Origin of the sequence: Streptomyces syringium (genome assembly GCF_017876625.1) — a bacterium.
GTDB classification, from domain to species: Bacteria; Actinomycetota; Actinomycetes; order Streptomycetales; family Streptomycetaceae; genus Streptomyces; species Streptomyces syringius.
In genome coordinates this window covers 6,273,975-6,286,079 of record NZ_JAGIOH010000001.1, presented here as the reverse complement: position 1 = coordinate 6,286,079, position 12,105 = coordinate 6,273,975, and the positions used below count along the sequence as shown (strand labels likewise).

Sequence of the window (12,105 nt, the reverse complement as noted above, 5' to 3'; positions counted from 1 at the left end):
TGGTTCAACGAGGCGCGACACTCCGCCAAATCACTGAGTTTTGTCAAGCATTCCCGGGTCGCCGACCGCAAAAGGTGCAGGCAAATCGCCCATCGACAGCGATTCGTCCACCGCCCCCCGATGAATCGGAATCCGACCCACCGGTACCTGCGGCCCACTCGCCTCGTGCAGCCAGCGCCGCAGCACCCGGTGCACCGCCTCCGCGCCGACCAGCTCCTCGCCCTCGCTGACGGGCGCGCTCAGATCCTTCGGCCACAGCAGGAAGGGGCGGCCCTGCTCGCCGCCCAGCCCGCCGTGCGAGCCGATCTGTTCCTCGAAGGCGTGCACCTCGCCGGTCGCCGGGTCATAGGCGGAATTGACCATGATGTCCGCCGTGTGCGGGAAGCCGGCCGTGCGCCGCACGGCCTCCTCCGCGCCGGGGCCGAGCGCCCGCAGCGGGCTGTCCTCGGCGCCCTCGCCGGTGTCCAGCCGGTGCTCCGCCCCGCCGGGGCCGAGGACGACGGGCCCGTGCTCCTCGGACCGCACGAGCAGGAAGCCGATCCCCGGGTGATCGGCGAGCGTGCGCAGCAGCCCGGGGTGCCGCTCCTCGATCAGCTCCCGGCTCGCCCGGCCGGGCAGGTCGGGGAAGGAGACCAGGCCGAGGTTGCCCGACGCCAGCACGACCGGTTCCCGCCCGGGGCCCGGCGCGAGGCCGGCCCGCACCAGCTCCTCCAGGGTCAGCCCGTAGCGGGCCGCGAAGGTCTCGCCGGGGCTCTGCCCGTGATCGGAGAGGAGCACCAGGCGGTACGGGCGCGGGGCGTGCTCGGTGACCTTGGCGATCAGCGCGATGGCGCGGTCGAGACCGCGCAGCACCTGGTGGGTGTCACGGCCGCGGGGCCCGGAGTGATGGGCGACCTCGTCGTAGCCGACGAGGTCGGCGTAGACGGCGGTGCGCCCGGAGAGGATGTCGCCGATGACGGCGGCGACGACCACATCGCGCTCGACGACGGTCGCGAAGGCGCGGACGAAGGGGTAGAGGCCGCCGCGGCCGAGGCGCGGGTGCTCGCGGCGGAGCCTGGCGCCGATGGACTGGCCGATCTCCCGGAGGACTTCGGCGAGGTAGGAGACGGCGGTGCGGGTGGCGTTGGCGGGGTCGGAGAAGTAGGCGAAGTAGCCGGAGCGGGAGCGGTTGTGTCTGCCGCGGCGGGCGGCGACGGACAGCACGAGGGCGAGCTGGTCGGCGCCGCCGCTGAAGAGGTTGCCGCGACTGGCGCCGTCGGCGCTCAGCAGCCCGCCGTCCTGGGTGCGGGCCACCGCCCGGCGCTGGAGCTCGGCCGCGCCGGCGGGCCGCCCGCTGACCAGCACCTCGCCGGTCTCCTTCTCGTACCAGCGGAAGGCGGGCACGTCCTCGTTGGTGCCGTGCAGGATGCCGAGCTGGCTGGCGCCGGTCTGGCTGGACCAGTCGGTGCGCCACGGGGTGAGGCGGTGGCTGCCGGCCGCCCAGCCGGCGACGGTCTCCATCAGCGGCGGTCTGCGGCGGCCGCCCGCCCCGGTGCGCGGCCGCAGGGCCTCGCACAGCACGTCGTGACCGACCCCGTCGAGCTGGAGGAAGACCGTGCCGGGCGTGGTCCGGGGGCCGCCCTCGGCGCCCCGGCGGCGTCTTTTGCGGTCGGCGAGGCGGGCGAGGCGCCGCCGGTAGGCGCCGTCGTCGCGCACGGCGAGGAAGGTGCTGGTGGCGGACGAGGCCGCGGACATCGCGGCGGCGACCACGACGGCGGTCTCCGGCTCGGCCGCGCCGTTGCCGACGGGCACCAGACGCAGGGCTATCAGCAGCAGGGAGCCGTTGAGGAAGAACACCAGCAGCCCGAGCACGAAGGCGGGCACGAGCAGCAGGGCCCGCACGAGCAGGGGCCACACCAGCGCGCTGAGCAGGCCGAACGCCCCCGCCCCGAGGGCGGCGGTGATCGCGATGCGGGTGGTGCTCTCGCCGTCGGCGGACTGGAGCCGGAAGTCGGGCAGGGCACCCGCGAGGAGCAGCATCGTGAGGGTGCTGACCGCCCATACGGCGACGACCCTGATCAGGGCTCCGCCCACGGTCCGCCAACGGGGCCTGCGCAACGCGATTCACCTCACGATCGCCGCCCGCGCCGGGGGGGACCCGGACTTCGGCGCCTCGGGCGGGCTCTCCTCCAGCGTGGCACAGCGGTGGTCCGGACGGCCGGGCCGCGGGGCGGCCCGGGGCAGCGGTGTCACCCCCGTCCCTCTCAATCCCCTTGGTTCACAGATCATTCCCCTCTCACGTGGCTTCGGTCCTGTCGCTGGGCAGGATGGCGGCATGACCTCCCTTCGCACCCCCCGACTGACGCTGCGCCGCTGGCGCGAGGACGATCTCGACGCGATGGCCGCCATCAACGCCGACCCGGAGGTGATGCGCTGGATCGGGGACGGTTCGGTGCGGGACCGGGCCGAGACGGCCGACGCGATCGCCGCGTGGGAGCGGGAGTGGGAGGAGCTGGGTCTCGGGCTGTTTGCCGTCGAGGTGCGCCAGAGCCGTCAACTGGCCGGATTCGTGGGGCTGTCGGTGCCGCGCTTCCTGCCGGAGATCCTGCCGGCGGTGGAGTTGGGCTGGCGGCTCGGCCGCCCGTTCTGGGGCAGCGGTCTGGCCACCGAAGCGGCGCGCGCGGCCTTGCACTTCGCGCTGCGCGACCGCGGTCTGGCCCGCGTCGTCAGTGTCCACACCGTGGGCAACGACGCGTCCGAGCAGATCATGCGCAAGCTCGGCATGCGCCGCGAGCGGGAGACGACACACCCGGTGCACGGGCTCCCGCTGTGTGTCCACGTCATCGAGGCGCGCTCGTGAAGTCCCGCGCGGTCAGGCCGTAGGCTCGGGACGCGTACGTGCGTCACGGAAGTGGCGTGGGCAGCGATACGGGGAGGTGCCCGGGTGCCGGTGGAGATCACCTGGTGGGGGCATGCCACCGCGACGGTGGAGGACTCCGGGGTGCGGGTGCTGACCGACCCGCTCTTCGTCCGGCGGCTCGGGCATCTGCGCCGCCGCCGGGGCGCGCTGCCGCCCGCGGCGGCGGCCGTGGCGGACGTCGTGCTCGTCTCGCATCTGCACGCCGATCATCTGCACCTGGGCTCGCTGGCCCGGCTCGCCCCCGGCACCCGTCTGGTGGTGCCCCGGGGCGCGCCCGCCGCGGTGCCCGGGCTGCGCAAGGTGGCCACCGCCCGTGGCCTGCTGGTCAGCGAGGCCGCCCCGGGCGACGAGCTGGCCGTCGGGGCGGTGCGGGTGCGGGCGGTGCACGCCGAGCACGACGGGCGGCGGCGCCCGTACGGGCCGCACCGGGTCCCGGCGCTCGGCTATGTGATGCGCGGCGAGGCCACGACGTACTTCGCCGGGGACACGGGGCTGTTCCGGGCGATGGCCGACGAAGTGGGCCCGGTGGACGTGGCATTGCTGCCGGTCGGCGGCTGGGGACCGTTCCTCGGCCACGGGCATCTGGACGCCGGCCGCGCGGCGCGGGCGCTGGCCCTGCTCGACGCCGCGAGCGCGGTTCCGGTGCACTACGGCACGTACTGGCCGATCGGCATGGACGCCGTGCGGCCGCATGAATTCCACGCGCCCGGCGAGGAGTTCGCCCGCCTCGCGGCGCAGCTCGCGCCGAAGGCGACCGTGCACCGGCTGGCCCACGGCGAGTCGGTGCGGCCGACGGAGGCCGTGTGATCGGGTCGCTGGCCGAGACGGTGACGCGGGCCGTGCCGCCGGAGTCGACACAGCAGGCGGTCGGCTATCCGTCGCTGTTCCTGCTGGTGGTGCTGGGTGCGCTGGTGCCGGTGGTGCCGACGGGTGCGGTGGTGAGTTCGGCGGCGGTGGTGGCGTTCCACCAGAGTTCCCCGTTCTCCCTGCTGTGGGTCTTCCTGGTCGCGGCCGGCGCGGCCTTCCTCGGTGACCTGGCGCTGTACGGGCTCGGGCGGCGGGGCGTCGCCTCGCGGGGCGGCTCGCGCTGGCTGGCACGGCTGCGCGAGCGGGCGGCGCCCGAGCGGCTGGCGCAGGCGCGGGCGGGCCTGGAGGAGCACGGGGTGACCGTGCTCGTGCTGTCCCGGCTGATGCCGGCCGGGCGGATCCCGGTGATGCTGGCCTGTCTGCTCGCGCGCGTACCCGCCCGCCGGTTCGCCCGCGGCGCGCTCCCCGCGGCGCTGGCGTGGGCGGCCACGTACCAGGTCATCGGCGTCCTGGGCGGCTCGCTGTTCGCCCGGCCGTGGCAGGGCGTGGTCGCCGCCGTCGCCCTGACGGTGGCGGTCGGTGCGGCGCCGACGGTGTGGCGGCGGTTGCGGCGTGGCTCCGCCGGCTAGGAGTGTCGCCCGCGCCTCCGCTGCGCGGCGGTGTCCTCAAGCGCCGGACGGGCTTGGCGGCCGAGCTCAGCCGAATCCAGCCCGTCCGGCGCTTGAGGACGCGCCCGCAGGGCGCTCGCCGCCGCAGGCGGCACCGACAGCCCACCGCGGGAGGTCACCCGCCGGCGAGTTCGCCGAAGACCGAACCCAGGAGGCTCAAAGCCTCCCGCACCTCCGGCACTTCCAGCGGATCGCGGGCCTCGAAGGCCCGCTGCCGCTGTTCGTCGGTGGTGCCCAGCAGCGGCGGCGTGGACAGCCGGACCCGCAGGTCGTCGGGGCTGTCGCCGAAACGGTGGCCGCCGGGGACGGGCCGGGCGAGCCGCGCGCTGAGATGCGTTTCCAGGTCGACGGAGTCGGTGATGCCGCGGGCGGCCAGGGGCGCGCGCAGTTCGCCCAGGTCGGCGTAGAGATAGGGGCCGGTCTGCGGGGGACGGCAGAGCACCCCGGCGGCGGCGAGCCGCTCCCGGGCGGCGGCGGCGAGTGAGCCGTACAGGTGGGACAGGGCGGCGGTCCGGGCGCGGATGGGCTGGGGCTCGCCCAGCGCGTAGGCCGCGGCGGCGGCGATGGGGGGCGGCAGCTCGGCCCGTACGGCGGTGAGGGCGGAGGTGACCCTGGCCCGCAGAACCGGCCCGCGCCCCTGCGCGGGGAAGCGGGCCACGGCGGCGGGCCAGGCGGTGGGGGTGAGGGACCCCGCGAGGTCGGTGAGGACGACGACGTGACCGGGGATCATCTCCGCCGGTCCGACGAAAACGGTGCCGTGCGGGTCGTGCCGGGTGTCGCGCCACGTCTCGTCGCTGATGACGGTCAGCTCCTCCGCGACAGCGGCCTCGCAGACCTCGTGCAGGATCTCGGGCGGCGCGACGGTGCCGGTGGGGTCGTCGGCGACGGACAGCAGCAGCACCCGCGGCCTGCCGCCCTCGGCACGGATCCGCCGCACGGTCTCCAGCAGCGCGAAGGGATCGGGGACGCCGCCGCTCTCGGCCGTCACGGGCACGTGGTACGCGGACCGCCCGGCGAGCCGCGCGAGCGGCCCGTACCCGGCGGCACACGGCCGGGTCAGCAGCACGTCCCCGCCCGCCGCCGCGAGCAGCGCGAGCAGCAGGGGCTCGGCGCCCGGGGCCGCGATGACGTCACCGGGCCCGGTGGGCAGTCCGCGCCGCGCCCAGTACCCACAGGCGGCGGCACGCAGCTCGCTCCCGCCCCCGACGGCCTCCGGCCCGGTCCGCCCGGCCGCCTCCGCGACCCGCGCGGCGAGCTCCGCCAGCACGGGCAGTCCGCGCTCCGGCGCGGTGAGAGCGGGAAGCGGCGGGTTCGCCTGCATCCTTACCTCCACCTCTTACCTGGCCAGCCTCCACCTTCGCAGGTGGCCCCGCCACTCAGCGGGTGCCCCGCCGTGGCCACTGCCTGGGGCTTTGACGTTTGCCGGGTGCGGCGCCGTTTCCCGCTGCGCGGGCTGTTGCCGCTGCACCAGCGGAAACACGCCGGTGCGGAAAGGCCAAGACCGGGTACACGTTTGCGCATGCGACGTGTACTTGGTTCGTGGGACCGGTCATTGTTCAGAATGGTCGCCGGCAGGCATTGGCCTGGGGGTGACCGCGTGTTGCCCAAGCTGTCGCGCAGCGCCGATCACGGGGTGTTGTGGTTCGGGCTGGCGGCAGGGGCCGCGGTGGTGGGCGGGCGGCCCGTGCGGCGGGCGGCGCTGCGCGGGGTGGCCTCGCTGGCTGTCGCGTCCGCGACGGTCAACACGGTCGCGAAGTCGTCCGTGCGCCGTCACCGGCCGTTGCTGGACGCCGTGCCGGTGATACGGCAACTGGCTCGGCAGCCGTTCACGACGTCCTTCCCCTCCGGGCACTCCGCCTCCGCGGTGGCATTCGCGACGGGTGTCGCGCTGGAGAAGCCGGCGTGGGGTCTGGCCCTGGCGCCGATCGCCGCGTCGGTGTGCTTCTCCCGCGTCTACACCGGTGTGCACTACCCCGGGGACGTCCTGGCGGGCGCGCTGCTGGGCGCGGGCGCGGCGTTCGCGGTGCGGGGGCTGGTGCCCACGCGGGCGCAGCTCGCGCCGCCGGCCCGGCCGCGGGCGAGCGCACCGGCGCTGCCCGGTGGCGAGGGCCTCGTCGTGGTCGCGAACGTGGGCTCCGGTCAGCGGGCGGCGGTGCGGTCGGACGTGGCGGAGCAGGTGCGCGCTGTGCTCCCGCTCGCGGAGGTGGTCGAGTGCGGGTCGGAGGACGACGGCGAGACGCTGGAGGATGCGCTGACGGCGGCGGCCGGCCGCGCGGCGGAGCTCGGCGGGGCGCTCGGCGTCTTCGGCGGTGACGGCACCGTCAACGCGGCGGCGGCCGTCGCGCGGCGGTACGGGCTGCCGCTGGCGGTGCTGCCGGGCGGCACGTACAACCACTTCGCGTACGACCTGGGCATCGAGTCCGTGGCCGACGCCTGCCGGGCCGTGGAGACCGGGGAGGCCGTGGCGGTGGATCTGGTGCGGTTCAGGCCGGCGGACGACGGCGCGGACGCGGACACGACGCGGCATTTCCTCAACACCTTCAGCATCGGCGCGTACCCGGAGCTCGTGCGGGTGCGCGAGCGGTGGGCCCCGCGGGTCGGGGCCTGGCCGGCCGGGGTGCTGGCGGCCGTGCACGTGCTGAACTCGGCGAAGCCGGTGCGGCTGTGGGTCGACGGCCGGGAACGGCAGCTGTGGATGCTCTTCGTCGGCAACTGCACGTACCGGGGCGTGGGTCTGGCCCCCGTGCGGCGTCACGACCTCGCCGACGGGGTCCTCGACGTCCGCATGGTCTACGGCGGCCGGCTGGCCCGCACCCGGCTGCTCGCGGCCGCGCTGACGGGCGCGCTTCGGCATTCGCCGGTGCTCGGGACGGCCCGGGCGCGGCAGTTGCGCATCAGCGGCATCCGGCCCGGCACGCACCTGGCGTACGACGGCGAAGTCGCCTCCGCGCCGCACGCGTTGACCATGGCGAAGGAGAACGAAGGGCTGGTCGTCTATCGGCTGCCCGAATGACGAGACGCCACTCTCGTGATCCGAGACGATCGCCTACGGTGGCGGCCCTAGGCCCGCGGACACCGAGGAGTCGCCATGCCGCACGAGACCGCCGTCTATACCCACGGACACCACGAGTCCGTCCTGCGTTCGCACAGTTGGCGCACCGCGGCGAACTCCGCCGCGTATCTGCTCCCCGAACTGCGGCCGGACATGGCGGTCCTGGACATCGGCTGCGGGCCGGGCACCATCACGGCCGATCTGGCCGCGCGGGTGCCGCAGGGCGCGGTGACCGGGCTGGACGCGGCGGCGGACGTGCTGGAGCGGGCCCGCGCCGTCGCCCGTGAGCGCGGGCTGGACAACGTCCGCTTCACGACCGGTGACGTCCACGCGCTGGACTTCCCGGACGGCTCCTTCGACGTCGTCCACGCCCACCAGGTGCTCCAGCACGTCGGCGACCCGGTGGCCGCGCTGCGCGAGATGCGCCGGGTCTGCCGCCCCGGCGGCGTCGTCGCCGTCCGGGACGCGGACTACGCGGCCATGACCTGGTATCCGCGCGTGCCGGGTCTGGACGACTGGCTGGACCTGTACCAGCGCGTCGCCCGCGCGGGTGGCGGCGAACCCGACGCGGGGCGCCTGCTGCTGTCCTGGGCGCGGCGGGCGGGCTTCACCGACGTCACCGCCGGCGCGAGCGCCTGGTGTTTCGCCGGCGAGGGCGATCGTGCCTGGTGGAGCGGGCTGTGGGCCGACCGCACGGTCGCGTCCACGTACGCGCGGCTCGCCGTGGACGGCGGCCACACGGACGCGGCGGGCCTCGCGGACATAGCGGCGGCCTGGCACGAGTGGGGACGGCACGAGGACGCGTGGTTCGCCGTGCTGAACGGCGAACTCCTGTGCCGGGTATGAAGTGCCGGGGGTGAAGCGGTCCCTCCCCGTGATCTCCGTGCGCCAACTAGCCTTGTTCCATGAACATTCTGGGGACTTCGCTACGGGTCTGTGTCGGTGATCTCGACGCGGCGATCGGTGTCTACGAACGTCTGACCGGCGCCGAGGCGCTGCGCTTCCGGCGTGGTGGGGTCGACGTCGCGGCGGTCGGCTGCTTCTTCCTGATGAGCGGCCCGGAGAAGGAGCTGTCGATCCTCCGGAAGATCACGGCCACCATCGCCGTCACGGACGTCGACGAGGCGCACGCCGATCTCCGGACCGTGGGCGCGGAGATCATCGCGGGCCCGGTGGCGACCCCGATCGGCCGCAACCTCGTGGCCCGCCACCCGGACGGTTCGGTCTTCGAGTACGTCGACCGCAAGTCCGCCTGACCCCCGGCACCCCGGACGACGGCCCCTCCGGCGCGGCCCGGCCGCCTGGAGGGGCCTCGGCCCCAGGTGACACGCAACCAACCGGGTGACCTGCCTCGCCTCATCGGTACCGTCCGGTACTCCTGACGCATGCTCACCACGCGCGCACAGCGCCCGGTTGCCGTCGTCGCCCTCGCGCTGGCCGCCCTTCTCGGTCCGGCCGTGGGCTCTCCGGCCGCCGCGGCGCCCGCCGACATGCCCGAGCCGCCCCCGGCGGCCGTCGCCCGCGAAGAGCTCGGGAAGCTGGCCGTCGAGGCTCCGCACTCGATGGACGGCTACGCGCGCGCGAAGTTCCCGCACTGGGCGCAGCAGGGCAACAAATGCGACACCCGGGAGGTCGTGCTGCGACGTGACGGCCAGGAGGTCGGCCAGGACAATGAGTGCCGGGCGGTCTCCGGGACCTGGAAGAGCCTCTATGACGACAAGACCCTGACCTCGGCGTCACAGGTGGACATCGATCACATGGTGCCGCTGGCCAACGCCTGGCGGTCCGGGGCCGACGGCTGGACGACGGACCGGCGGAAGGCGTTCGCCAACGATCTGGAGCACTCCCAGCTGATCGCCGTGTCCGCGGCCTCCAACCGGAGCAAGGGCGATCAGTCCCCCGACCAGTGGTCCCCGCCGAGCAGCGCCTACTGGTGCACGTACGCCCGCGCCTGGACCGACGTCAAACACCTGTACCAGTTGTCGGTGACACAGCCGGAGAAGGACAAGCTGGGCTCGATGCTGGACACGTGCGCCTGATGAGCGAGGAGACGCGGCGATACGCGGACGAGGTCACGGCCGGCCCCGGCGGGGCGATGACCGAGGAGGTGGGCGTCGTCACCGGTGACCTCACCGTCGCCACCACCCGCCTGCCCGACGGCCGGGCGACGGTGCGCGTCCAGTACACCGGCGCGGAGGAGTGGTACACGCTCACCGGCAGCCCTGCCGACGTACCGCCGGACGGTATGGAAGCTTTGCACCTCGCGGTCGTGCAAGCCGTACGTCAGGGCGGCGAGGCGGTCGTACCGGGGTCGTGACGGCGACGACCTGGACCGGCACCGGACGGCAACCCCCCGGGCTCCGCCCGGACCCGGTCCTCAATCGCCGGACGGGCTCGAAAATCCAGCCCGCTGGGGGCACCTCCCAGCGGTAGCTGGGGGAGATTGGGGACAAAAGCAGCGCGTCTCACGACGGTCGCATCCGGTACTCGTAGCGCTCCGGCAGCGGGTGCCGGGCGCGGGCCGTCGCCCGTACGGCGTCGGTGACGGGGCCGTCGCCCGCTTCGAGGCGTTCGGCGATGGCGTACCACGTGTCGCCCAGCGTCTCGTCGCCCTCCCGCAGGTCGGCCACCTCGAAGCCGTCGTCGAAGAGCGCCCGCGCCGCGGGGGCGTCGCCCTGGGCGAGCAGGATCCGGGCTCTCAGCAGGAGGAAGCGGCCTCGTTCGCGGACGCCGGGGCGCAGCCCCGCCAGCACGTCGGCGGCGTCGTCCGCGCGGTCGGCCGCGAGCAGCGCGGTGATCGCCTCACGGCCGAGCGCGGCCACCGCGGCGGCCCCTTCGGCGCTCGCCCCGCAGGCCGCGCCGGCCCGCCGGAAGGCGTCGAGGAAGCGGTCGGCCGCGCGTTCGCAGTGACCGGACTCCTGGTCGGCGACCGCGAGGCAGCGCAGGGACGGCCAGTGGCCGTCCGCGACGCGCTCCCAGCTGCGGACCGCCTGAGAGCGGTCGCCCGCGTGCCATTGGGCGGCCCCCAGGTGGTAGCAGACCACCGGATCCGGTTCGGCCACCTCCAGGTGGTCACGCCACGGCGCGGAAACGAGCGAGGGGCCGGGCGGCAGCGTCCCCGAGGTGTGGGGGAAGTTGCCGGTCCGCAACAGCTCCAGCCACGGCGCCTGCTCCTCGCCCAGCGTCGCGGAGTCGAAGGGCGTGCCCGGCAGTCGGTACCCGACGCGTTCGACTTCGAGCGCGCCCCAGCCGGAGCCGGTGGCCAGCCGCTCCTTGGGCTCGTGGTCGGCGTAGGGCCGCCACGCGGCGTACGCGGCGTCCACGTCCGCGCGGGGCAGGGCCTCCTCCAGCCGGGTTTCGACCTCGCCGCACGCGGCGGCCCAGTCGGCGCCGTGGACCCGGCCGGGGTCGGCGGCGAGCGGCCCGTAGGCCTCCAGCCAGGCGAACTCCCCGCCCCCTTCCAGGGGTACGTGCTCCAGCTGGGTGCGGGCGAGCCCCGCCTGGATCTCGGCGTAGCCGCCGGTGCCTGGCTCGGTGAGCCATCGCTGCCAGCGGCGGCCGCCCGCGCCGGAGCCCCACAGGAACAGCTTGCGGCCGCGCAGCAGATCGGTCGAGGTCTGTACGAGCCCGCGCCCGTCGCCGTCCAGCGAGGCGATCCAGCGGCGGGTCCCGTCGGGGAGCTCGTAGAAGTAATCGGCGGGGAATTCGCTGTTCAGCGGGTAGGTGCGGTCGACGCCGTCGCGGCTGGGCACCGGGACGCGGTGCAGCGCGCGCTCGTAGCCGAAGTGCCATGCCTCGTCGGCCGGGGCGAGGACGCGGGTGCCCGTCGCTTCGGGGACGGAGATGTTGGACCACCAGTAGACCGGCGCGGGGCGGTCGTGGGGGTTGCGGATCCGCACGCCGACGTAGAGGAATTCGGAGCCGTCGGGCAGCCACAGGTCCACCTGGAAGGGAAGGTCCCGCAGCCGCTCCCATTCCCACAGGCGCAGCATCTCGCCGCCGCCGGGCGCGGGCACCCGGGCGGCGTGCAGCGGGGCGACGGAGAGCGTCGTGTGCCCGGTCGCGCCGATGTTCCACTCGATGCCGCCGGAGAACCAGGCGCCGTTGAGGGCGAAGTCGGCGGGCTGGAGGACGGGATTGCGGTAGAGGAGCTGACGCCCGGTCGGCTTGTGTTCGATGGAGTGCACCCGGCCGCCGAGGCCGGGGAGGACGGTGACGCGCAGCCGGTCGTTCTCGATGACGACGGCGTCGAGGTCGGTGGGGACCCGCTTGCGGGTGTAGCCGTCGCGCAGCCGCACGGGCAGGACCGTGCGCAAGGGCGCGTGGCCGAGCTGCCGGGCCATGTCGGCGGGGAACCCGGCCCGTTGCCGGCTGTCGACGCGGTGGACCTCGGTGCGGGGCCGTAGCGCGGGCAGCGGGTTCTCGGGTCCCGGCGACGCGGCGGGAAGGGACAGGACAGCTCGTCGGATGATCGTGGCCACGCCAACCTCGTTCCCTTCCGGGGATCGCCGTACGCCCGGCGGGCCCGTGATCTTCGTCAGCCACGCCGCGGTCCGCACGAGGGCGAGGCGTGCCACGTGGCTGCCGCCCGCCGTGCGCTGCTCGGTGACGGCGATGCCGTAGGCGGCCTGCACCAGGCTGTGGAACCCACACCGCACTCCGTGCCGGGCTCGGGCCAG

General features: G+C 74.8%; 11 protein-coding genes. 8 read left to right on the top strand and 3 right to left on the bottom strand.

The annotated features are described in order from the left end of the window. Positions 1–30: 30 nt before the first annotated feature. The gene (locus JO379_RS27680; RefSeq protein WP_209517457.1) at positions 31–2,097 is read right to left on the bottom strand and encodes a phage holin family protein; all 2,067 of its coding nucleotides are present in this window, start codon (positions 2,095–2,097) and stop codon (positions 31–33) included. 217 nt (positions 2,098–2,314) lie between these two features. Between JO379_RS27680 and JO379_RS27675 the strand changes: the two genes are divergently transcribed. The 3 genes from JO379_RS27675 (at position 2,315) to JO379_RS27665 (ending at position 4,335) form a co-directional block, all read left to right on the top strand. Next, positions 2,315–2,839, top strand: a complete 525-nt coding sequence (locus JO379_RS27675) for a GNAT family N-acetyltransferase (protein WP_130881458.1) — start codon at positions 2,315–2,317, stop codon at positions 2,837–2,839. A gap of 84 nt (positions 2,840–2,923) precedes the next feature. Beyond that, on the top strand, positions 2,924–3,706 hold the full coding sequence (locus JO379_RS27670) for an MBL fold metallo-hydrolase (RefSeq protein WP_130881459.1): 783 nt from the start codon (positions 2,924–2,926) through the stop codon (positions 3,704–3,706). Further along, positions 3,703–4,335, top strand: a complete 633-nt coding sequence (locus tag JO379_RS27665; protein WP_130881460.1) for a DedA family protein — start codon at positions 3,703–3,705, stop codon at positions 4,333–4,335. Before JO379_RS27670 ends, JO379_RS27665 begins: the two co-directional genes overlap by 4 nt. Before the next feature lie 154 nt (positions 4,336–4,489). Here JO379_RS27665 and JO379_RS27660 read toward each other — a convergent pair whose 3' ends face one another. Beyond that, on the bottom strand, positions 4,490–5,695 hold the full coding sequence (locus tag JO379_RS27660; protein WP_209517455.1) for an aminotransferase class I/II-fold pyridoxal phosphate-dependent enzyme: 1,206 nt from the start codon (positions 5,693–5,695) through the stop codon (positions 4,490–4,492). A 198-nt stretch (positions 5,696–5,893) separates the two neighbouring features. Between JO379_RS27660 and JO379_RS27655 the strand changes: the two genes are divergently transcribed. From JO379_RS27655 to JO379_RS27635, 5 genes are all read left to right on the top strand, one after another. Beyond that, complete coding sequence (locus JO379_RS27655) at positions 5,894–7,387, top strand: bifunctional phosphatase PAP2/diacylglycerol kinase family protein (protein ID WP_130881462.1); 1,494 nt, start codon at positions 5,894–5,896, stop codon at positions 7,385–7,387. Between the two features lie 75 nt (positions 7,388–7,462). Then, entirely contained in the window at positions 7,463–8,272 is an 810-nt protein-coding gene (locus JO379_RS27650; protein WP_130881463.1) for a class I SAM-dependent methyltransferase, read from the top strand. Positions 8,273–8,331: 59 nt separating this feature from the next. Continuing rightward, on the top strand, positions 8,332–8,682 hold the full coding sequence (locus JO379_RS27645; RefSeq protein WP_130881464.1) for a VOC family protein: 351 nt from the start codon (positions 8,332–8,334) through the stop codon (positions 8,680–8,682). A gap of 129 nt (positions 8,683–8,811) precedes the next feature. Further along, positions 8,812–9,465: an HNH endonuclease family protein gene (locus tag JO379_RS27640; protein WP_130881465.1), complete on the top strand. Its 654-nt coding sequence runs from the start codon at positions 8,812–8,814 to the stop codon at positions 9,463–9,465. Continuing rightward, positions 9,465–9,743 carry a hypothetical protein gene (locus JO379_RS27635; protein ID WP_209518920.1) on the top strand — a complete coding sequence of 93 codons (279 nt, stop codon included), beginning with the start codon at positions 9,465–9,467 and terminating at the stop codon, positions 9,741–9,743. Before JO379_RS27640 ends, JO379_RS27635 begins: the two co-directional genes overlap by 1 nt. Before the next feature lie 148 nt (positions 9,744–9,891). Here the strand turns inward: JO379_RS27635 and JO379_RS27630 are convergent, their stop codons facing one another. Then, positions 9,892–11,907, bottom strand: a complete 2,016-nt coding sequence (locus tag JO379_RS27630; RefSeq protein WP_209518919.1) for a DUF5107 domain-containing protein — start codon at positions 11,905–11,907, stop codon at positions 9,892–9,894. Positions 11,908–12,105: the final 198 nt, after the last annotated feature.